Annotated in this window: 14 protein-coding genes; 6 read left to right on the top strand and 8 right to left on the bottom strand. The window is 70.2% G+C overall.

Annotated features, from left to right (window positions below; translation table 11 throughout):
* From H4W31_RS18045 to H4W31_RS18030, 4 genes are all read right to left on the bottom strand, one after another.
* Window positions 1-1,617, bottom strand: a complete 1,617-nt coding sequence (locus H4W31_RS18045) for a Na+/H+ antiporter subunit D (RefSeq protein ID WP_192767731.1) — start codon at window positions 1,615-1,617, stop codon at window positions 1-3.
* Entirely contained in the window at window positions 1,614-2,117 is a 504-nt protein-coding gene (locus H4W31_RS18040) for a Na(+)/H(+) antiporter subunit C (RefSeq protein ID WP_192767730.1), read from the bottom strand. The genes H4W31_RS18045 and H4W31_RS18040 overlap by 4 nt, the downstream gene beginning before the upstream one ends.
* On the bottom strand, window positions 2,114-5,056 hold the full coding sequence (locus H4W31_RS18035; protein WP_192767729.1) for a Na+/H+ antiporter subunit A: 2,943 nt from the start codon (window positions 5,054-5,056) through the stop codon (window positions 2,114-2,116). The genes H4W31_RS18040 and H4W31_RS18035 overlap by 4 nt, the downstream gene beginning before the upstream one ends.
* Before the next feature lie 205 nt (window positions 5,057-5,261).
* The gene (locus H4W31_RS18030; protein ID WP_225945576.1) at window positions 5,262-5,678 is read right to left on the bottom strand and encodes a hypothetical protein; all 417 of its coding nucleotides are present in this window, start codon (window positions 5,676-5,678) and stop codon (window positions 5,262-5,264) included.
* A gap of 180 nt (window positions 5,679-5,858) precedes the next feature.
* On the opposite strand from H4W31_RS18030, the gene H4W31_RS18025 reads away from it, so the two are divergent.
* The 3 genes from H4W31_RS18025 to H4W31_RS18015 all read left to right on the top strand — a co-directional run bounded on the left by H4W31_RS18025 (window position 5,859) and on the right by H4W31_RS18015 (window position 12,809).
* Complete coding sequence (locus tag H4W31_RS18025) at window positions 5,859-10,484, top strand: ATP-dependent helicase (RefSeq protein ID WP_404825715.1); 4,626 nt, start codon at window positions 5,859-5,861, stop codon at window positions 10,482-10,484.
* A 310-nt stretch (window positions 10,485-10,794) separates the two neighbouring features.
* Complete coding sequence (locus H4W31_RS18020; protein WP_192767727.1) at window positions 10,795-11,406, top strand: hypothetical protein; 612 nt, start codon at window positions 10,795-10,797, stop codon at window positions 11,404-11,406.
* Window positions 11,403-12,809, top strand: coding sequence for a hypothetical protein (locus tag H4W31_RS18015; protein WP_192767726.1), 1,407 nt, complete (start codon window positions 11,403-11,405; stop codon window positions 12,807-12,809). Before H4W31_RS18020 ends, H4W31_RS18015 begins: the two co-directional genes overlap by 4 nt.
* 332 nt (window positions 12,810-13,141) lie before the next feature.
* Here the strand turns inward: H4W31_RS18015 and H4W31_RS18010 are convergent, their stop codons facing one another.
* On the bottom strand, window positions 13,142-13,624 hold the full coding sequence (locus H4W31_RS18010) for a winged helix-turn-helix transcriptional regulator (protein WP_192767725.1): 483 nt from the start codon (window positions 13,622-13,624) through the stop codon (window positions 13,142-13,144).
* 87 nt (window positions 13,625-13,711) lie between these two features.
* Here H4W31_RS18010 and H4W31_RS18005 point away from each other — a divergent pair, with 87 nt between their 5' ends.
* Entirely contained in the window at window positions 13,712-14,941 is a 1,230-nt protein-coding gene (locus tag H4W31_RS18005) for an MFS transporter (RefSeq protein WP_192767724.1), read from the top strand.
* A 609-nt stretch (window positions 14,942-15,550) separates the two neighbouring features.
* Here H4W31_RS18005 and H4W31_RS18000 read toward each other — a convergent pair.
* Both H4W31_RS18000 and H4W31_RS17995 read right to left on the bottom strand, forming a co-directional pair.
* On the bottom strand, window positions 15,551-16,021 hold the full coding sequence (locus H4W31_RS18000) for an NUDIX hydrolase (protein WP_318783250.1): 471 nt from the start codon (window positions 16,019-16,021) through the stop codon (window positions 15,551-15,553).
* 22 nt (window positions 16,022-16,043) lie between these two features.
* Complete coding sequence (locus H4W31_RS17995; RefSeq protein WP_225945575.1) at window positions 16,044-17,261, bottom strand: helix-turn-helix domain-containing protein; 1,218 nt, start codon at window positions 17,259-17,261, stop codon at window positions 16,044-16,046.
* 359 nt (window positions 17,262-17,620) lie between these two features.
* Between H4W31_RS17995 and H4W31_RS17990 the strand changes: the two genes are divergently transcribed.
* Entirely contained in the window at window positions 17,621-17,902 is a 282-nt protein-coding gene (locus H4W31_RS17990) for a hypothetical protein (RefSeq protein ID WP_192767722.1), read from the top strand.
* Window positions 17,903-18,170: 268 nt separating this feature from the next.
* Here H4W31_RS17990 and H4W31_RS17985 read toward each other — a convergent pair whose 3' ends face one another.
* Window positions 18,171-18,485, bottom strand: a complete 315-nt coding sequence (locus H4W31_RS17985; RefSeq protein ID WP_192767721.1) for a chorismate mutase — start codon at window positions 18,483-18,485, stop codon at window positions 18,171-18,173.
* A 189-nt stretch (window positions 18,486-18,674) separates the two neighbouring features.
* Here H4W31_RS17985 and H4W31_RS17980 point away from each other — a divergent pair, with 189 nt between their 5' ends.
* Window positions 18,675-19,616 carry a siderophore-interacting protein gene (locus H4W31_RS17980; RefSeq protein WP_192767720.1) on the top strand — a complete coding sequence of 314 codons (942 nt, stop codon included), beginning with the start codon at window positions 18,675-18,677 and terminating at the stop codon, window positions 19,614-19,616.
* Window positions 19,617-19,691: the final 75 nt, after the last annotated feature.

Here is a 19,691-nt window from a genome sequence, read left to right as displayed (position 1 = left end):
TCACGGCGCACCGCCGGGAAAGACCGCGTCCACGTACGGGGTGCGTTGCCGCAGGTCCTCGGCCGCCTCGGCGCTGACCCCGAAGAGCGGGCCGGCCGCCACGGTCAGCCCCAGGCCGAGTACGACCAGCGCGACGGTGGCCCACACCATCAGCCGGGGCAGCCGCTCCGCCGCCCCGGGGTCGGGCTGCCCGCCCGCCGAGTCACGGTCCGGCTGCCCGCCCGCCGAATCACGGTCCGGCGCCTTGGCCTCGTCGACGTTCGCCGGGCGCCGCCCGCCCGCCGCCTCGGGGTCGGGCGTCCGGGGCGAGCGCCAGAAAGCCAGGTTCCAGACCTTCGTCGTCGCGTAGAGGGTGAGCAGGCTGGTCAGCGTGCCGCCGGCCACCAACAGCCAGGCCAGGACCCCACCGGCGGCGACGCCGGCCTGCAACAGGCCGAGCTTGCCGAGGAAACCGGAGAACGGGGGGACTCCGGCGAGGCTCAGCGCCGGCAGGAAGAACAGCAGGCCGAGCAGCGGAGCCGTCCGGGCCAGCCCGCCGATCCGGTCCAGATTGGTGCTGCCGGCCCGGCGTTCGACCAGTCCGGCGGCCAGGAACAGGGTGGTCTGGACGGTGATGTGGTGCACCACGTAGAAGATCGCCCCGGCCAGTCCGGCCGCCGAGGTCAGCGCGATCCCGAAGAGCATGTAGCCGATGTGGCTGACCAGGGTGAACGACAGCAGCCGCTTGATGTCGGACTGGGCGACGGCGCCGAGGATGCCAACCAGCATGGTCAGCAGCGCCACCATCAGCAGCACCTCGGCCGCGCGGCCGTCCGGGAAGAGCAACGTCTCGGTCCGGATGATCGCGTAGACGCCGACCTTGGTCAGCAGGCCGGCGAAGACCGCGGTGACCGGTGCCGGCGCGGTCGGGTAACTGTCCGGCAGCCAGGCGGAGAGCGGAAAGACCGCCGCCTTGATGCCGAACGCGAGCAGCAGCATGAAGTGCAGCACCAGTTGCAGTTCGGCCGGCAGCCCGTCGAGGCGGTGTACGAGCTGGGCCAGGTTCAGCGTTCCGGTCGCCGCGTACACCAGGCCGATCGCGGTGAGGAAGATCATCGATGACAGCAGGCTGACCACGACGTACGTGGTGCCGGCCCGGATCCGCTCCTCGGTACCGCCGAGGGTCAACAGCACGTAGCTCGCCGCCAGCAGGATCTCGAAGCCGACGAAGAGGTTGAACAGGTCCCCGGAGAGGAAGGCGTTGGTCACTCCGGCGGTCAGCACCAGATAGGTGGGGTGGTAGATCACCACCGGCGCGTGCTGGCCCGGATCCGCCCGGCCCTCGCCGATCGAGTAGAGCAGCACACACAGGGTCACCGCCGCCGAGGCCACCAGCATCAGCGCGGCCAACTGGTCGGCCACCAGGACGATGCCGAGCGGCGCGGGCCATTCGCCGACGTAGACGACCAGCGGCCCGTCCCGGTACGCGTGCCAGAGCAGCAGGATCGCGACGGTGAGGGTGATCACGAGGACCGCGACGCTGATCGCCCGCTGGAGAATCGGCCGGCGGATCAGGATCAGGGTGAGTGCCGCCCCGAGCAGCGGTACGACCACCGGCAGCGGTACCAGGAAGTTCATCGCTCGTCCGCCTCGCGGTCGAGCCGGCGGGGCCCCGGTTCGGGATCGACCTGCTCCGGATCCACTTGCCCGGTCCCGCCGCTCGGTTCCGCCCAGGGCCGTACGCCGGCACCGAGGTCGTCGTCCGGGACGGAGCTCTCGCCCCGCGCGGCGTGCCGTACGATCCGGCGGTCCTCCGGGTCGGCCCGGACCTCGTCGTGTCCGGTCAACTGCCAGCTCCGGTACGCCATCGCGAGCAGGAACGCGGTCAGGCCGAGGGTGATGACGACGGCGGTGAGCACCATCGCCTGGGGCAGCGGATCGCTCATCTCGCCGGCCGGGGTGACGCCGAGGATCGGCGCGCTCCCGGACCGGCCGGTCAGCAGCAGGAGCAGGTTGACCCCGTTGCCGAGCAGGATGATGCCGATCAGCACCCGGCTGAGGCTCCGCTCCAGCAGCAGGGTGACCCCGGCGGCGAAGAGCACCCCGACCACGACCACCAGGACCAGCGGGGGACTCATCTCGGCCGCCGCAGTGCCGCAGAGCCGGGATCGGCTCCGGCAGGCGGCTGGTCGGCTCCGGCAGGCGGCTGGTCGGACCCGGCCGGCCGATCCGGTTCCCCGGCCGGTTCCGGCTCGCCGTCCCGGTCGGTCCGCAGCCCGGTGCCGGGCTCGTCCTCCGCCTCGATCTGCCGGTCCACCTCGGCGCCGAGGCTGCGCAGGATGTCCAGGGCCAGGCCGACCACGACCAGGTAGACACCGATGTCGAAGAAGATCGAGGTGACCAGGTGCACGTCGCCGATCAGCGGCAGGTGCAGGTCCAGGACCGTGCTCCGGAGCACCGGGCTCCCGGTCAGCAGGGCCGCCATCCCGGTGCCCACCGCGACGAGCAGGCCGGTGCCGAGCACGACGCCGGCGTCGACCGGGGCCGCTTGGTCGAGTTCGTGCCGGCCACCGGCGAGGTAGCGGACCGCGAGCGCGAGACCGGCCACCAGGCCGCCGGTGAACCCGCCGCCGGGAGCGTTGTGCCCGGAGAACAACAGGAAGATGGAGAACACCACGACGGTGTGGAAGATCAGCCGGACGACCACCTCCAGGACGATCGAGCGGCTGCGGGTACGCAGCGTCGGGCCGGCCCGTAGCCAGGCCTTCTCGGATCCGGGCGATCTCGCCGGCAGGTCCCGTCGGCGGGGACGTCCGACGCCCCGCCGATGCTGGAAGATCAGGCTGGCGACGCCGGTGGCCGCCACCACCAGCACGGCCAGCTCGCCCATGGTGTCCCAGGCCCGGATGTCGACCAGGATCACGTTGACCACGTTGCGGCCGTACCCGAACGACCGCGCCGGCTCCGGGAACTCCTCGGAAATCGGTACGGCCCGTCGGCCGCCGACCGCGGCCAGGGCCATCGCGGAGACGACCACCCCGACCGCCACCCCGAGGGCGACCCTGACCCACCGGCTGCCGGGCAGTGGCCGGACCGAGAACCGGGGCGGCAGGCGGCGCAGCACCAACACGAAGATCACGATCGTGACGGTCTCCACCAGGAACTGGGTCAGCGCCAGGTCCGGCGCCCCGTGCAGCACGAAGAGCATCGCGGTGCCGTAGCCGGTGACTCCGAGCAGGATCACGGCGGTGAGCCGGCGCCGGGCCCGGACGGTGAGCACCGCGGCCACCGCGAGCACCGTCGCCACGACGGCCTGCAACGGGCTGTCCCAGAGCATCCACCGTTGCGGCCACGGCCGTCCGAACAGCAGCGCGCCGCCGGGCACGACGACCAGAGCCAGCAGGATGATGCCGAGGTACTGCGGCAGGGAGCCGCGCTGGGTCGCGCCGGTCATCTCGACGGCCAGCCGGTCGAGCCCGTGGGTCGCGTAGCCGTACGCGGTGTCGCCGTCGACAGGGGCCCGCAGCCGGGCGACCACCGCACCGGTCCGGTTCCGCAACGCGAAGATCAGCCCGCCGCCGGCCAGGGCCAGCCCCGAGAGGCCGAGTGCGAGCCCCGGGCCGGGCCAGAGCGCCAGGTGGTGACCGGTCGGCCCGAACAACCGGGTGTACGGGGCGAGCAGCCCGCCGACCGCGCCGGCCAGTACCCCGAGGACCAGCCCGGCCCCGGCGAGCAGGGCGGCCGGCACGAGCAGCGCCGGCTCGACGCGACGGGTCGCAGTCGGCTCGACGCCGGGCCGGGCGGCGAAGGCTCCCCAGACGAACCGGGCGCTGTAGCCGGCCGTCATCGTGGCCCCGAGCAGCACGGCGACGAGCAGCGGCGGATCGCCGGTGAATGCCTCGAAGACCGCCTCCTTGGCGGCGAAGCCCAACAGCGGCGGCACGCCGGCCATGGAGGCGGCGGCGAGTACGGCGACCGCGCAGACCAGCGGCATCCGCCGCCACAGCCCGGAGAGCACGGTCAGGTCCCGGGTGCCGGCCCGGCGGTCGATGATTCCGACCACGAGGAACAGCGCCGCCTTGAACAGGGCGTGGCCGAGCAGCAGCGCGGTGCCGGCGAGCGCGGCCTCCGGGGTGCCGGCCCCGACGACCAGGATCAGCAGCCCGAGCTGACTGACGGTGCCGTACGCCAGCAGCAGCTTCAGGTCGACCTGGCGCAGCGCCGCCCAACCGCCGGCGAGCATGGTGACGGTCCCGGCGACGTACACCACCGGACGCCAGGGGCCGGCAGCGGCGTATGCGGGTGCGAGCAGGGCGACCAGGTAGACGCCGGCCTTGACCATGGCGGCGGCATGCAGGTAGGCGCTGACCGGGGTCGGTGCGGCCATCGCGGCCGGCAGCCAGAAGCTGAGTGGGAAGATCGCCGACTTGGCGAGCGCGCCGAGCAGGATCAGCACCAGCGCCACGCCGAGGTAGGTGCCGGACGGCGGCGGCCGGGCAGCGATCTCCGACCAGCGGTACGTGCCGGCGTGCTGGCCGAGCATGATGAACCCGACCAGCAGGACCAGTCCGCCCAGGGTGGTCACCAGGAGCGCCCGCGCCGCCGCCCGCCGACTGGCCAGTTTCTCCGGGTTGTGCCCGATCAGCAGGTACGAAAAGACGCTGGTCAGCTCCCAGAAGACGTAGAGCAGCAGCAGATTGTCGGCGACCACCACCCCGAGCATGGCGCCGGCGAACCCGACGAAGATCGCGGCGAACTGGCCGAGGCCGGGCTCGTCGGCGTCGAAGTACCGCACGCAGTAGACCAGCACCAGGGCGCCGATGCCGCCGATCAGCACCACCAGCAGCCAGGAGAGGGTGTCGACCCGCAGGTCCAGGCCGAGCCCCAACCCCGGAACCCAGGGGTACGTCTCGACGACCGCGCCGCCGTTCCGGACCGTCCCGGCGTACGCGACCGCCCAGCCGAGCGCGGCGGCCGGAGCGAGTGCCAGTGGGTAGCAGGCCCACCGGCCCCACCGTCGCACGAGTGCGGGCGCCGTCGCCGCGGCCACCAGATGCAGGGCCAGCAGCATCAGCATGCGTACTCCAGGTGGGTGTCGGCGCGATTCCACCCGAGGTCTGCGCCTGTAGAAGGATCAGACGACAGAGTTGGCCGTCAACGAGGCGGTTTCGCCGAATCCACCCCGCCCGGGGGCCGGTACGTCGGGTGGCGGTGCCTCGGGTGGGGCTGCGTCGGGTGGCGGTGCCTCGGGTGGCGGTGCGTCGAGGTGGCGCTGCTTCTCGTCAGCCGACGGCGCAGGGCGAGTCGACGGAGTGTGCCGCCAGTCGGGGCACGAGGTCGCCGGGGGCGACGTCGTCCGGCTCGTCCGGAGTGGACGGCACCGCCAGCTCGGGCCGGCCGAGCTGCCGGGCGACCTGGTTGATCACCTGTTGGGCGGCGGCGAGGGAACGCCGGGGCAGCACCCGGCCGTGGGCCTCACGGCGCAGCACGAGGGCGTGCACGGCGGCGCGGACCCGGGCCCGGTCCGCCGCGCTGGCCGTGGCGGTGTCGGCGACGAGCGTCCGCAGGCAGTCGGCGAGCCGCTCGGCTAGGTCGAGGTCGACGCCGCGCAGACTGGTCCGCGCCATCGTCAGGTAGGTCTCGACCCGTCGGGTCAGCACGTCCGTAGCGACCGGGGCGTCACGCGGAACGCTGGTCATCCGGGGCCCCCTTGTGCCGAGCTGAGGTTTCCGCGAAGTTACTGTATGTCGCACATCATTCGCAAGCAGTTAAGTGAGACTTAGCCCTCATCTCAGGCGATAACAACGATCAAACGGGCCGGGGCCATCCGTTCCGGGCTTGTTGTCGGACCGACCAGGCAGGATTGGCCGGTGACTGACGTGCTGACCTCGTTCGGGAGGGCGACCCGGGAGTGGTTCGCCGCCGCGTTCGCCGCGCCCACCGACGCCCAGGTCGGGGCGTGGCGGGCAATCGGCGCCGGCCGCAACGCCCTGGTGGTGGCCCCGACCGGGTCCGGCAAGACGCTCGCGGCGTTCCTCTGGTCGCTGGACCGGCTGGCCCGTGAGCCGGCGCCGCCGGAACCCCGGCAGCGGTGCCGGGTGCTCTACGTCAGCCCGTTGAAGGCCCTCGCCGTCGACGTCGAGCGCAACCTGCGCGCTCCGTTGACCGGGATCCGGCAGGCGGCGGCCAGGCTGGGCCTTCCACCACCGGAGATCACCGTCGGGATGCGTACCGGCGACACCCCGGCCGACGAGCGACGGGCCTTCGCGCGTACCCCGCCGGACATCCTGATCACCACGCCCGAGTCGCTGTTCCTGCTGCTCACCTCCGCCGCCCGGGAGTCGCTGCGCGGGGTCGAGACCGTGATCGTCGACGAGGTGCACGCGGTGGCCGGCACCAAGCGCGGCGCCCACCTGGCGCTCTCCCTGGAGCGGCTGGACGAGTTGCTGCCCGCCCCGGCCCAGCGGATCGGGCTCTCCGCGACCGTACGCCCGATCGAGGCCACCGCCCGGTTCCTCGGCGGTGCCCGGCCGGTCGCCGTGGTGGCGCCCAAAACGGCGAAGACCATCGAGGTCAGCGTGCAGGTGCCGGTCGAGGACATGACCCGGCTCGACGAGCAGGAGCCACCCGGCGACGACGAACTGGGCACCCCGCGCCGGGCGTCCATCTGGCCGGCAGTCGAGGAACGGGTGTACGGCCTGGTCCGCGCCCACCGCTCGACCATCGTCTTCACCAACTCGCGGCGCAGCGCGGAGCGCCTCTGCGCCCGGCTCAACGAACTCGCGGCCGACGAGGCCGAACTCGCCCCGGAGGGTTCTGCCCCACCGGCACCCGGTCGCCCCGGCCGACCGGGCGGCCTGCCGGCCGAGATCATGGCGCAGTCCGGTGCCGCCGCCGGGGCCGCCCCGGTGATCGCCCGCGCCCATCACGGCAGCGTCTCCCGGGAGGAGCGCCAACACATCGAGGAGGCACTCAAGTCCGGCCAGTTGCCGGCGGTGGTCGCCACCTCCAGCCTGGAGCTGGGCATCGACATGGGCGCCGTCGACCTGGTGGTGCAGATCGAGGCACCGCCGAGCGTCGCCGCCGGCCTGCAACGGGTCGGCCGGGCCGGGCACCAGGTCGGCGCGGTCTCCCGGGGTGTGGTCTTTCCGAAGCACCGGGGTGACCTGGTCTCCTGTGCCGTGGTCGCGGAACGGATGGCGACCGGCACGATCGAGGAGCTGCACTATCCGCGCAACCCGCTGGACGTACTGGCCCAGCAGGTGGTCGCGATGGTCTCGCTCGATCCGTGGCCGGTCGGCGACCTCACCGCGCTGGTACGTCGGGCCGCACCCTTCGCCGAGCTGCCCGACTCGGCCCTGAACGCCGTCCTCGACATGCTCTCCGGCCGCTACCCGTCCACCGCCTTCGCCGAGCTGCGTCCGCGGCTGGTCTGGGACCGGGCCGCCGACCTGCTCACCGGCCGGCCGGGGGCGCAGCGGCTCGCGGTCACCAGCGGCGGCACGATTCCGGACCGGGGGTTGTTCGGGGTCTTCCTGGCCGGCGCCGAGCGGGCCGCCCGGGTCGGCGAGCTGGACGAGGAGATGGTCTACGAGTCCCGAGTCGGCGACGTGTTCCTGCTCGGTTCGTCGTCCTGGCGGATCGAGGACATCACCCCGGACCGGGTGCTGGTCTCCCCCGCCCCCGGCCAGGCGGCCCGGATGCCGTTCTGGAAGGGCGACCAGCTCGGTCGGCCGGTCGAGCTGGGCCGGGCCATCGGCACCCGGCTGCGTACCCTGGTCCGGGCCGACGACGAGGCGGCGCGGGCCACCCTGCACTCCGGCGGGCTGGACGACTGGGCCGCCGACAACCTGATGGCGTACCTGCGCGAGCAGCAGGCGGCGACCCGGTCGGTGCCGGACGACCGGACGGTGCTGGTCGAGCGGTTCCGCGACGAGCTGGGCGACTGGCGGCTGGCCGTGCACTGCGTGCTCGGAGCCCGGGTGAACGGCCCGTGGGCGCTGGCCGTCGGGCGCCGGCTCGCGGAGCGGTACGGGGTGGACGCCCAGGCGATGCCCTCCGACGACGGGATCGTGGTCCGGTTGCCGGACACCGCCGAGGATCCGCCCGGCGCCGAGTTGGTGGCCTTCGACCCGGACGAGATCGCCGGCATTGTCGAGGAATCGGTCGGCGGCTCGGCCCTGTTCGCCTCGCGGTTCCGGGAGTGCGCCGCCCGTGCCCTGCTGCTGCCCCGCCGGGACCCGCGCCGCCGCCAGCCGCTCTGGCAGCAGCGCCAGCGGGCCGCCCAGCTCCTCGACGTTGCCCGGGAGTACGCCGACTTCCCGATCACCCTGGAGGCGGCCCGGGAGTGCCTCCAGGACGTCTTCGACCTGCCCGGCCTGGTGACGCTGATGCGGGACATCGCCGCCCGCAAGGTCCGGCTGGTGGAGGTGGAGACGCCCCGGCCGTCGCCGTTCGCCCGTTCGCTGCTCTTCGGTTACGTGGGCGCGTTCCTCTACGAGGGCGACGCCCCGCTCGCCGAGCGCCGCGCCGCCGCGCTGGCCCTGGACTCGGCCCTGCTCGGCGAGCTCCTCGGCCGGGTGGACCTGCGGGAGCTGCTCGATCCGGCGGTGGTGACCGAGACCGAGCGGCAGTTGCGGTGGCTGACCGAGCAGCGCCGGCCCCGGGACGCCGAGGACGCCGTGGAGCTGCTCCGGCTGCTGGGCGACCTCTCCGACGCCGAGCTGACCGAACGCGGGGTCCAACCGGACTGGCTGACCACGCTGGCGGAGGCTCGGCGGGTGCTACGGATCCGGGTGGCGGGCGAGGAGCGCTGGATCGGGATCGAGGACGCCGGCCGGTACGCCGACGCGCTCGGCGTGGCGCTGCCGGTCGGGGTCGCGCAGGCGTACCTGGAACCGGTGGCCGACCCGCTCGGTGACCTCGTCGCCCGGTACGCCCGTACCTCCGGCCCGTTCGCCGCGACCACCTGTGCGGCCCGGTTCGGGCTCGGGGTGTTCGTGGTCGAGCAGACGCTGCGCCGGCTCGGCGCCGACGGGCGGGTGGTCTCCGGCGAGTTCTCCCCGACCGGCAGCGGCGCCGAGTGGTGCGACGCCGAGGTGCTGCGAATGCTGCGCCGCCGCTCGCTGGCCGCGCTGCGTCGGGAGATCGAACCGGCGCCGGCCCAGGCGCTGGCCACCTTCCTGCCGCGCTGGCAGCAGGTCGGTGCGGCGGCCCGGGGCGTCGAGGCGGTCGCCGCCGTGGTGGAGCAGTTGCAGGGGGCGGCGGTGCCGGCGTCCGCGCTGGAGAGCCTGGTCCTGCCGGCCCGGGTGGCCGACTACTCCCCCGCCTACCTTGACGAACTCTGTGCCAGCGGCGAGGTGCTCTGGGCCGGCTCCGGCGCGATCGGCCGGGGTGATGGCTGGGTGACGCTCGCCTATGCCGACACGGCCGCCCTGCTGTTGTCGCCACCGGACGACGCGCTGGCCCTGACCCCGCTGCACGAGGCGGTGCTGGAGGCGCTCGGCGACGGGCAGGCCCTCTTCTTCCGCGCGTTGTCCGACCGGATCTCCTCGACGCCCGGCCTGACCGCGACCGACGACGACGCGCTGGTCGCCGCCGTCTGGGAGCTGGCCTGGGCCGGCTGGCTGACCAACGACACCCTGGCACCGCTGCGGGCCGTGCTCGGCGGCAGCGGGGCACACCGCCCGCGTCCCGGTGCGCCGCGTACCCGGTACCGGCGTCCGGGTCGGCCCGTCCTGGCCGGCCGGACCGGGCCACCGACCGTCGCGGGACGCTGGTCCCGGTTGCCGGAGCGGGACGCCGATCCGACCCGTCGGGCCGCCGCACTCGCCGACGTACTGCTGGAACGGCACGGGGTGGTGACCCGGGGCGCGGTCGTCGCCGAGGGGGTCACCGGCGGATTCGCCGCCGTCTACCCGGTGCTGGCCGCCCTGGAGGAACGGGGGGCGGCCCGACGGGGCTACTTCGTCGAGGGACTCGGCGCGGCCCAGTTCGCGGTGCCGGGCGCGGTGGACCGGTTGCGGGCGCTCGCCGAGCCGGACGAGTTGCGCCGCCGGACCGGTACGGCACGGGTGCTGGCCGCCACCGATCCCGCGAACCCGTACGGCGCCGCGCTGCCCTGGCCCGCCCGGGTGCTCGATTCCGGCGACGGCGCCGTCAGTGCGACGCCGGGCGCGAGTGGCGCGGGTCCGGGCGGTGGAGCGGCGGGCGTCGCGACCGGGCATCGGGCGGGGCGTAAGGCCGGCGCGCTGGTGGTGCTGGTCGGGGGTGCCTTGGCCCTCTACGTCGAGCGTGGTGGCCGGACCCTGCTGTCGTTTGTGGACGATGGTGAGGCGCTAGGTGCCGCCGCCCAGGCGCTCGCTTCGGCGGTCGGGTCCGGGGCGCTCGGCGCGCTCGCGGTGGAGCGCGCCGACGGGGGTTCGGTGCACGCGTCGCCGTTGCGCGACGCGCTGACCGCCGCCGGCTTCCGGACCACACCCCGAGGACTGCGGTTACGGGGCTAAGCCCTGTGCAACGTAGGGGCACACCGAGCCACACAGGACCAAGCGGAACTTAGAGCCGCTGTCCTGCCACCAGCGGGAACGCTGGTTGGTGCCTGGTCGCACGGCGTCTCCGGTGGTTGACGACGTTTGACGGTGTTTGTGCCCTTGTCTAACCCCACGCCGGCATGGGCCTGCGGCGCGCCCCCGCCCTGCTCAAGGCTTCGCAGTGGGGCCACCGAGAGCCAAACAGGCGTTGTCGTCGGCCAGCCGGCGGGCTCTAGGTGAATCTTCGGTCCTGTTGCCGTCCGTGTGGGCGGCATATCATCCTGTGATGGTGGCGGGCGAGCTACGACAGCAGACCGGCAGCATTGGCGTAGATCGAGCTAAGCGGTGGCTGAACTACTCGACCCGTGTTGCATCGATCTACACAAACACTGACAAGGTGTTTAAGGACCTGCTGCATTTCCAGTGGCCCTACGGCGGTCAAGGCTTCAGCTTTGACTTGGGAGGCAAGTTGCGCGGCGGCGCTCTCCATGACAAGTCATTCATGGCGGAAGTCAAGGCGTACCGCTACGAGATGGACTCGGCTACGGAGTACCGGAAATTCGTCGCCGAATGCTACGTAGCCTTCCAAGAGAAGCCAGACCGATGCGATAACCTCTTATGGTTATCCTGGGCGCCCTTTCAGGCGCAAAGCTGGCATAAACATCGGAGTGCAGAGTCCGTTAAAAAGCATCTTCTTCACGCTGAAAACGTATTTCGGATATTCGGAACGGAATCGGCCGAGGAAGCGCAAGGAAAACTAGACGCGCAAGTTATATACGAGTTGACCAACCGCCTATGGCTGCTGACGCTCTGCGATGAGCAAGAAGGCTTAGTAATCACGGGCGACAACTACCAGCGGGTCATGGCGTTCATGGGCATCGGGGACGAGTCCCAATGAGCGGCGAATTCAGTGCAGCTTTGCGTCATGCGCTAGATTTCGACACACCGGATCGACGAATCGACTCCTTGAAAACCAGTGTCAGCAACTTTCTGCGATCCGGCGATCCGTCTGCCCGCGTCAGGAAGACTGAATACTTCAACCACACGTTCGCGCCGGACCTAGTATTGACCTGGCCGGATGAGAACCGGGAGAGGCTGGTCTTCCTTCGCACCAATCCGAACCCAGAATGGCTAGCGGCCGATCTCAAGGTCATCGCACCTAGCCACCCGATTGTGCTCACGTTGGACGACTCCGGGTCCGAACAGGATCCAACCGCTCATGAACGCTTAGTGATGACTGCGAAGGAGGCGCGGGCCCTGATCACGGATCCAGATGCAATCGAGGAATTCGTGTCCCCTCGCGTCCCGATTACTTCGGTACTTACGAACGCCGTCATCCGTGGCGGCATGGGCTTAGTCGATGGGCAGGCTGCAAGAGGTGCGACCGAATCGGCCATCGCAGGTTTCTCCGCTGCGGAGAATTTGGAGGCGGAGCCGATCAGGTCGGCGCTCGTAGCGGCCGAAGGCATGTTGGACGACGAGCAGGCCAACCGATTCAGCCGTCTTTACCGGGCAGTCTGGGAGGGACAAGGTGGGACAGCGGAAAATTTCCCCTCCCATCGAAACCTGAATGGACCCCTAACAGGCAGGGACCTTTCCCTTCTTCTTGCAACCCTGACAACTGATGATGTGCAGTTCTGGCGCAGAATCGGCCGCAGCGTTCGACTCGAACAAGTAGTAGCCCTGGGGCCAGAGTCAGGACCGAATTTGGGCCACCTAGTCGAAGCAAATCTGGATCGATTGTTAGCACGTGGAGCGCGTGTTTTAGGGCAAAGCGGCGCGCCTAGCTCCGAGGGACAACGTGCGGATTGGGGCGTAGAACGGGACTGTCTAGCACTGCGCGGTGACGGCTGGATCGCCTACTTCGCCGCTAGGTCAAACGACTTGCCTCCCCACGAGACACGTCGCGGCGTGTCGGTTACTACCTTGATGGATGGTATTCGTCAGTTGGGAGTCCGCATGACGGACGTCAAAGTGCAGCAGGACAACTTCGCCATATCGATCCAAGCTGTTGGCAATGCCGACGTCGTCGACAGTCCGGACTTCGGTCAACTAGTAGATCGTGGCGACTCGGTGGCACAGACAGCCGCAATAGCGATGCCCAGTGGACGGAATCTAATAGCGGATTTCGTTACCGGAACGGCCATGGGCCACACTAACGCCTCTTTTCCACTTGACGAACTGGCGCAAGCCGCAGTCCGACTTCTGCTTGAGCTGAGCCATCGAAATGTTCCGGATTCGGACGTGCGGCTAGTTTCTGGCCGTGATCCAGTAGTAATTCAGGACCCACTTTGGGAATGACGTACTCCTAGGGCGGAAGGAAGCACGCACTCTCATCGGCACGACACCCGCGGCAGGTCGTAAGGACGGACCTCCCAACGGACTTCGTGGACCTTTCCTCTGAAGCCATCGTTTTAGCAAACCGAGGTGGCGGGCCCACCGAATAGATGTAGCGCATCACGCTGCACATCCTGCCTGTTACGATCGGTGTGCTGGATCCAGCGCCGCTATCGCAGCGGCAGTCAAGCAGTTCGACGGTCCACTCGCCGGTGCCGTTCATGTCCTGTTCGAGGCCCAGGAACGGGTACCGGCGAAGAAGGACCCGAACGACTTCGGCCGGGTCTTCGTCCATTTCAGGTGGAAACAGCTGCTGTCGCGTCTCGGCCCGGACTGGCGACCTTGTTGATGATGGTGTCGTCCGGACCGAGTTGTCGCCCGTCGTCGGATCGGACCTCCAGGGCGCGCAGCGGGTGCCCGTGCCGGCGGTCGATCATTTCCGAGTGCGGTTCGCCCGGCTCGAAGCAGTGGGTCTCGCCCCACTGCCGTAGTGCCACGATGACCGGAAAGAGGCCCTTGCCCTTCTCGGTCAGCGCGTACTCGTGGTAGCTGCCACCGTCCGTGGCCTCGACGATCTCGATCACGCCGCTGGCGACCAGGGTCCGCAGGCGGGCGGCGAGGATGTTCTTCGCCACCCCGAGGCTGCGCTGGAACTCGCCGAAGCGGCGGCTGCCGTCGAACGCGTCGCGCACGATGAGCAGCGACCACCAGTCCCCGATCGCGTCGACTGACCGGGCCACCGGGCACTCGGCGTCGTCGAAGCGGGTCCGTTTCACCATCGTGCTCTCCTCGTCACATGCTGGTTGCAACATGCTACCAGAATCCCGTACCGTGCCATGGTGGCAACATGCAACCATGACCCAGGGATGGACCTAGCCGGCGCCGACCGGACGAGAAGCCGAGCGGCGTCGCCCCCTGGGCTGTCCGGGTGGCTCACCCTGCTCTTCGCCGTCGCCGCCGGGGCGACGGTGGCAAACGTCTACTTCGCGCAACCGCTGCTGGTGACCATCGGCCGGGAGTTCGCGCTCAGCCCGGCGACCGTGGGCATCGTGGTGGCCATCACCCAACTCGGCTACGGGCTCGGCCTGTTCCTCGTCGTCCCGCTCGGTGACCTGTTGGACCGGCGGCGGCTGGTCGTGACGCAGTTGCTGCTATTGGCCGGCGCGCTGGCCGTGGTCGGTACCGCCGGCACGGCGCTGGTTCTGCTCGCCGGCATCGCCGCAGTGGGACTGCTCGCGGTGGTGACCCAGTCGATGGTGGCGTACGCCGCTGCGCTGGCGGGACCGGCCAACCGCGGTCGGATCGTCGGCCTGGTGACCAGCGGGGTGGTGATCGGCATCCTGTTCGCCCGGACGGTGTCCGGCATCCTGGCGGACTTCGCCGGCTGGCGGTCGGTCTACCTCGTCTCCGCCGCGTTGACCGTGACGCTCGCGGGGCTCCTGTACCGGGTACTGCCGTACCACCCGCCGGCCCGCAACCGCCTCCGGTACGGCAGGCTGCTCCGCTCGACCGTGTCACTGTCCACCGAGGAACCCCTGTTCCGCGTCCGTGCCCTGCTCGCCCTGCTCATCTTCGCCGCGTTCAGCGTCCTGTGGAGCGGGGTCGCGCTGCCGCTCAGCGCACCGCCCCTGTCGCTGTCGCACAGCGCGATCGGCGCCTTCGGGCTTGCCGGGGTGGCGGGTGCGTTGGCGGCGGCTCCCGCGGGTCGGCTGAACGATCGGGGCCTGGCCGGGTGGACCACCGGCGTCGCTCTCGTCCTGCTCGTCCTGTCCTGGTTGCCGATCGGGCTCACCCGACAGTCGCTGTGGGCGCTGGCGATCGGCGCGGTCCTGCTCGACCTCGCCGTGCAGGCGGTCCATGTCACCAACCAGTCCGTCATCTACGAGTTGCGGCCGGACGCCGGCAGCCGGCTGATTGGCGGCTATATGGTCTTCTACTCGATCGGCAGCGGCGCCGGGGGGATCGCTTCGACCGCCGTGTACGCGCGGGCCGGCTGGGGTGGCGTGTGCGTGCTGGGGGCGGGGATCAGCGCACTCGCGTTCCTGCTCTGGGCGGTGACCCTACCCCGGGTGCGGCTGAGAAAATCGATCCATTGACATGCGTGACATGTGCGCGTTGGCGACTCGTTGACCCAATGTGCGGGACTCGGAAGTGGGACAACGTTTGATTCAAATGCTGCAGGTTCGCGGTTGAGATGTCGGCCCGCAGCTCGTTGACCTGGCACCACTGGGTAATCTGCACCTACCAAGTGCCTTCCGCGCGGGGAACTGCAAACGACTCGACACCGGACAGTTTCCTTACGTGGCAGGCGCTTCGCCGCCTCTACCGAGCCTTCTCAACCCCCAAGATCACCGCCGCCGTGAAAGCCCGAGGCTAACATCTCAAGCCACCGGCGGCAGTCTGCGCCACGGTTTGACCCCCACGCACCAACCGTCCATCCCGTATGCCGTCGACCGCACTCCTGTAGAGCGCGCCGCGCCGCCCGGGGGACGCACATACGGACGCTGGGGCCTCGGGCGGTGGTCTACTCAGCTTCGCCCGGGTCGACGGTCGGCGGGATGGCTCCCCACCTCAACCCTGTTCGGACCCGCCAGCGGCCGGCGGCGCCGGACCCACCGGCCAACCGACGCCGTTCCGACAAGCATCATGGGACCAAACACTCGGTACCTCAGCGCCAGGGATGCGTCGGGAGAGGACCCGCCCTGTCAGGTCAATGCCGCCCCGTGTTCCGCGTACGTTGGCTGTTCTCGACCTCTTGCCGTGATCGCAGTTCGGATGCGGCGAGTGAGGCGGTCTGGGCCGTAGGCGTCGAGGTCTTCGCTGGCGACGAAACGCCATTCGGTGAGCTCGCCGTCCCGGAAGGCGATTCGCTTGCGGTCAGCGTCGATGAGCAGGCCTGCATCGAAAATGAGAAGGATCTTGTCGCCTTCGCCGGCGGCCGGTGCCCAGTCGACTACGAGCATCGGGCCGATGTCGACGGTGAGGTCAAGTTCTTCGTGGATTTCGCGTACGCAGGCGGCGCGCGGCGACTCGCCAGGTTCGACGTACCCGCCGGGGATGTCCCAGTGGTCCTTGTAGTGCGGCTTGACGAGGAGTACGCGGCCTTGGTCGTCGAAGAAGAGGGCGCCTGCGGCGACGCGTGGGGTTGCCATGGGTGGCGTCTCGGATCCCGTCACATCGGCAGCGTAGACCGGTGGATCAGTCGAGCACGTTGAGACGACGGGCGAGTCCGACCAGCTCGGTTGAGGGCTTGCCACGTTGGCGGCGGATCCAGGTCAGCGCGAGTTGCCGGCTGAGGAAGTGGTGTCGGACCTGTTCGGGTGCCAGCTGTTCGGCGTCGAGTAGGACGGCCTGGGCCTCGTCGGTCCGGTTCCATGAGTTGTAGGCGCGGGCGACTTCGAGTGCGTGCCGTACCTGGCGTTCCAAGGGTAGGCCGGTGGTGTCGAGACGGGGTCCCAGGTCTACGGCGACTTGGACGTCGCCGAGTTCTGCGGCAGTGGCAACGCGGTGGATCGCAACGTTTGTGGGGCCAAAGGCGGTCCAGAGGTGATTGGCGTCGCCGCCGAGCCGGGCAGCAGCTTCGGCGGCGGCAGCGAGGAAGGTGCGAGTGGTGCCGGGGTCGCTGGCCCGGGCGGCGGCCATCGAGCCGGACAGGAACAGGGTGCCGTAGATCGATAGCAGGGCGGGTGTCGGCTGTCTCAGGTGGGGTTCGAGGTAGGCGGCAGCATCCTCGGTGACGCGTACGGCCTCGCGGTAACGGCCGGTCGAGTGCAAAGTGTGGCTGACCGAGCGGAAGAGCGAACCGGTCACCACGGGATCGCCCGTCGGGCGGACGGCGGTGAGTCCACGGTCAGCGGCGATCCAGGCGAGGTCGGTCTCGCCAAGCTTGGTAAGCAGGGTCGCCGCGAGTTGATAGGTCAGTCCGAGAAGGCGACAGGCTTGGGACTGGTCTTCGCCGTCGAGTCTGTCGGCAGCGGTCTGGGCGCGGTCGAGGAGGTTCGGCAAGCGGCTGGTGACGTACCCGAATCGGGAGTCCTGGTAGGCGGTCCACAGTGCGCTCACGTCTTGCTTGAGTTCGGCGATGCTGGAGGGCTCTTGGCCGTCGGTGGTCTGGCCGAACGGCGTGATGGCGCGGTAGCTCATCAGGGTGGCGCGCAGTGCTGGCATGGTGTTGGTGCCGCTGTCGGGCGTCCAGTCGAGCAACGATGGTTCGGCGAGGAGGTCGCCGAGTGAGATGTCAAAGACGTCGGCGAGCGACTTGATGACGGAGAGCCGGTCAAGCTCGATCCGATTGTTCTCGATCTTCCCGAGCCAGTCGGCGGTGCGGCCGACCAGGCCGGCGAGGACTTCTTGAGACAGTCCACGCCGCCTGCGGTACCAGGCGACGCGTTCGCCGATCGTGAGTGTGCTGGACATGCCGCGCACGATGCCTCCCCGGGGGATGGGGACCCGGAATGATTTTCCGGGGTGTAAGGCCGGTTGTGCCACACCCTTTGTCAATGATCGAGCACAACCTGTCAACCGAACGTCATTCCTCCACCGGCGCTGGATTGAAGCCCCCCACGCGCCGGGTGGCGCTGCGGCCGGTGCGGCGGTCGTCTGGGCCGTCCCGGATGGTGCCCCGGCGGTCCTGCCCGGGTTGTTCGGGTACGGACCGGGTGACGGTCTCGTGAGCTGGGCGTCGGGGTGGGTGCCGGCGCCTGGCTGTTGGGTCGACCGCAGCCGCCTGAATGCCCGCTCGCCTCGACGCCTTCCAACGACTGGAGGGACGCAGGATGGTTCCGAAACCGGGTGACGTGCTGCTGCTGGACGGGCGGGCGTCGGTTCAGTTCGCCGGAGGTCGGAGGCTGCTGCTGCGGGTGACGGTGGTGGCGGACCGTCCGACGTACTACGGCTGGTGCTGGCTGACCGGCTACGTCCTCGACCAGTCCGGGCGGGCGGTCGATCGGCGAGAGGTCTTCGTACGCCTCGCCGGGCTCTGCCTTGTCGCACCGCGGTCCCGTCGGGCTGGCCAATCCGTAGGTGCGGTGGCGCTGGTCGGGGGACGTGGTGTTTGACGTACGAGTCCGGCTCGGCGAGGTGATCCGGATCGCCTCTGCGGATCGGTTCCGTCCAACCGATGGGCCGGTCGCCCTCTGGGTGACCGGGGTGCGCCTGGTGACGAACCGGCCGGAGCAGCACGAGTGGGTGTGGCTGGAAGGTGTGAAGATCTGTCAGGACGGCCGGTCTGGCGACCAAGCGCAGATCCTCGTCCGCGCCCGTCTGCTCTCGGCTGCCCCATCTGACCCGCCTGGGGCTGCGCCGTGAGCAGCTACCGGATGACCGTCACGGTAGTGATGGCTCGGACGCGTCCGTTTCCCGGTGCACGGCCAACTCCAGTTCGATGAAGGCGTCGATCATCGCCCGGTAGGTGCGCTCGACGACCGCCGGGCTGGCGCCCACCTCCTCGGCGACGGCGCGGACCCGGGCGATGACCTCGGCCACCCGGTCGGGCGCCCGGACCGCCGAGCTGTCGGACTTGAGCCGGCCCGCCTGGCGTACCAGGGTTTCCCGCTCGGCGAGCAGCCGGACGACCTCCCGGTCGAGGAGGTCGATCCGGACCCGGATCTCCGCCAGGTCCCGTACCTGCTGTGCCGCCACGACCACCACTCTCCCCGCCGACTGACCGGACCGTCGGACGGTACCGCAACCCGTAATAGTCGACACTTCGACAACTTGGGGTGCGCTGGCCCTCCGACTTCGGACCTGACATTCTGTGCAGGTTAGGCTAACCTAACGGCACGCTGCCCGCGCAGAGCCGGCGACGTCGCGTACCGAGAGGCAGGACCGATGACCGAGGTTTCCACCGCCACGCCGCTGGTCGCCCCGTGGCGGCTCTTCTCGGCCGAGGTCGCCGGGCTGCGTCGGCTGAGCCCGTCCTTCCTCCGGGTCACCTTCACCGGAACGGACCTCGACACCTTCGCCGACCCCGGCTACGACCAGCGGATCAAGCTCGTCTTCCCGATTCCGGTGCACGGCTTCCGCCACCTCCCCACCGACTCGGACTGGTACGCCCGCTGGCGTGCCCTGCCCACCAAGCTGCGCAACCCGTTCCGCACCTACACCGTGCGCGCCGTACGCCGGCACACCCGCGAGGTCGACGTCGACATCGTGCTGCACACCGACGGCGGGGCGTACGGCAACCACGGGCCGGCTGCCCGCTGGGCCGCATCCGCCCAGCTCGGCGACCAGGTGGTCATCATGGGGCCGGACGACGGCTACCGGGGCGACCACGGCGGCCGGGAGTTCCAACCCGCGCTGACGACCCGCACCCTGCTGCTCGCCGGGGACGAGACGGCGGTACCCGCGATCGCCGGCATTGTGGAGCGGCTGCCGACGGACAGTCGGGGCGAGGTCCTGCTCGAGGTGCCGCACCCGGGCGACGTCCTCGACCTGCCGGCTCCGCCGATGGTGACCGTGACCTGGTTGCCCCGGTCCGGTGCGCCGCACGGCAGCCTGCTGGTCCCGGCCGTCCGGGCCGCGGCCGAGCGGCTGATCCCGGTCGAACGGCTGGCTCCGGCCGACACCTCGGACACGGCCGTCGACCCGGACGAGGAGCTGTGGGAGGTGCCGGTGGGGCTGTCCGGCGGCGGGCACTACGCGTGGCTGGCCGGCGAGTCCGGGGTGATCCGGACGCTGCGCCGGCACCTGGTCTCGGAGCGTGGACTCGACCGCGAATCGGTGGCCTTCATGGGCTACTGGCGGCTGGGCCGGGCCGACGACGACGCCTGAGGACGCTTCCCGGGAGCTGCTGGGCCGACGCTGTCGCCAGTGCAGACACGGTAGGCTCGCCCATTTCGGACGAGC

Source organism: Plantactinospora soyae (assembly GCF_014874095.1).
Lineage (GTDB): Bacteria > Actinomycetota > Actinomycetes > Mycobacteriales > Micromonosporaceae > Plantactinospora > Plantactinospora soyae.
The sequence above is the reverse complement of the archived record's forward strand: the minus strand, read 5'-3'. Positions and strand labels throughout refer to the sequence as shown.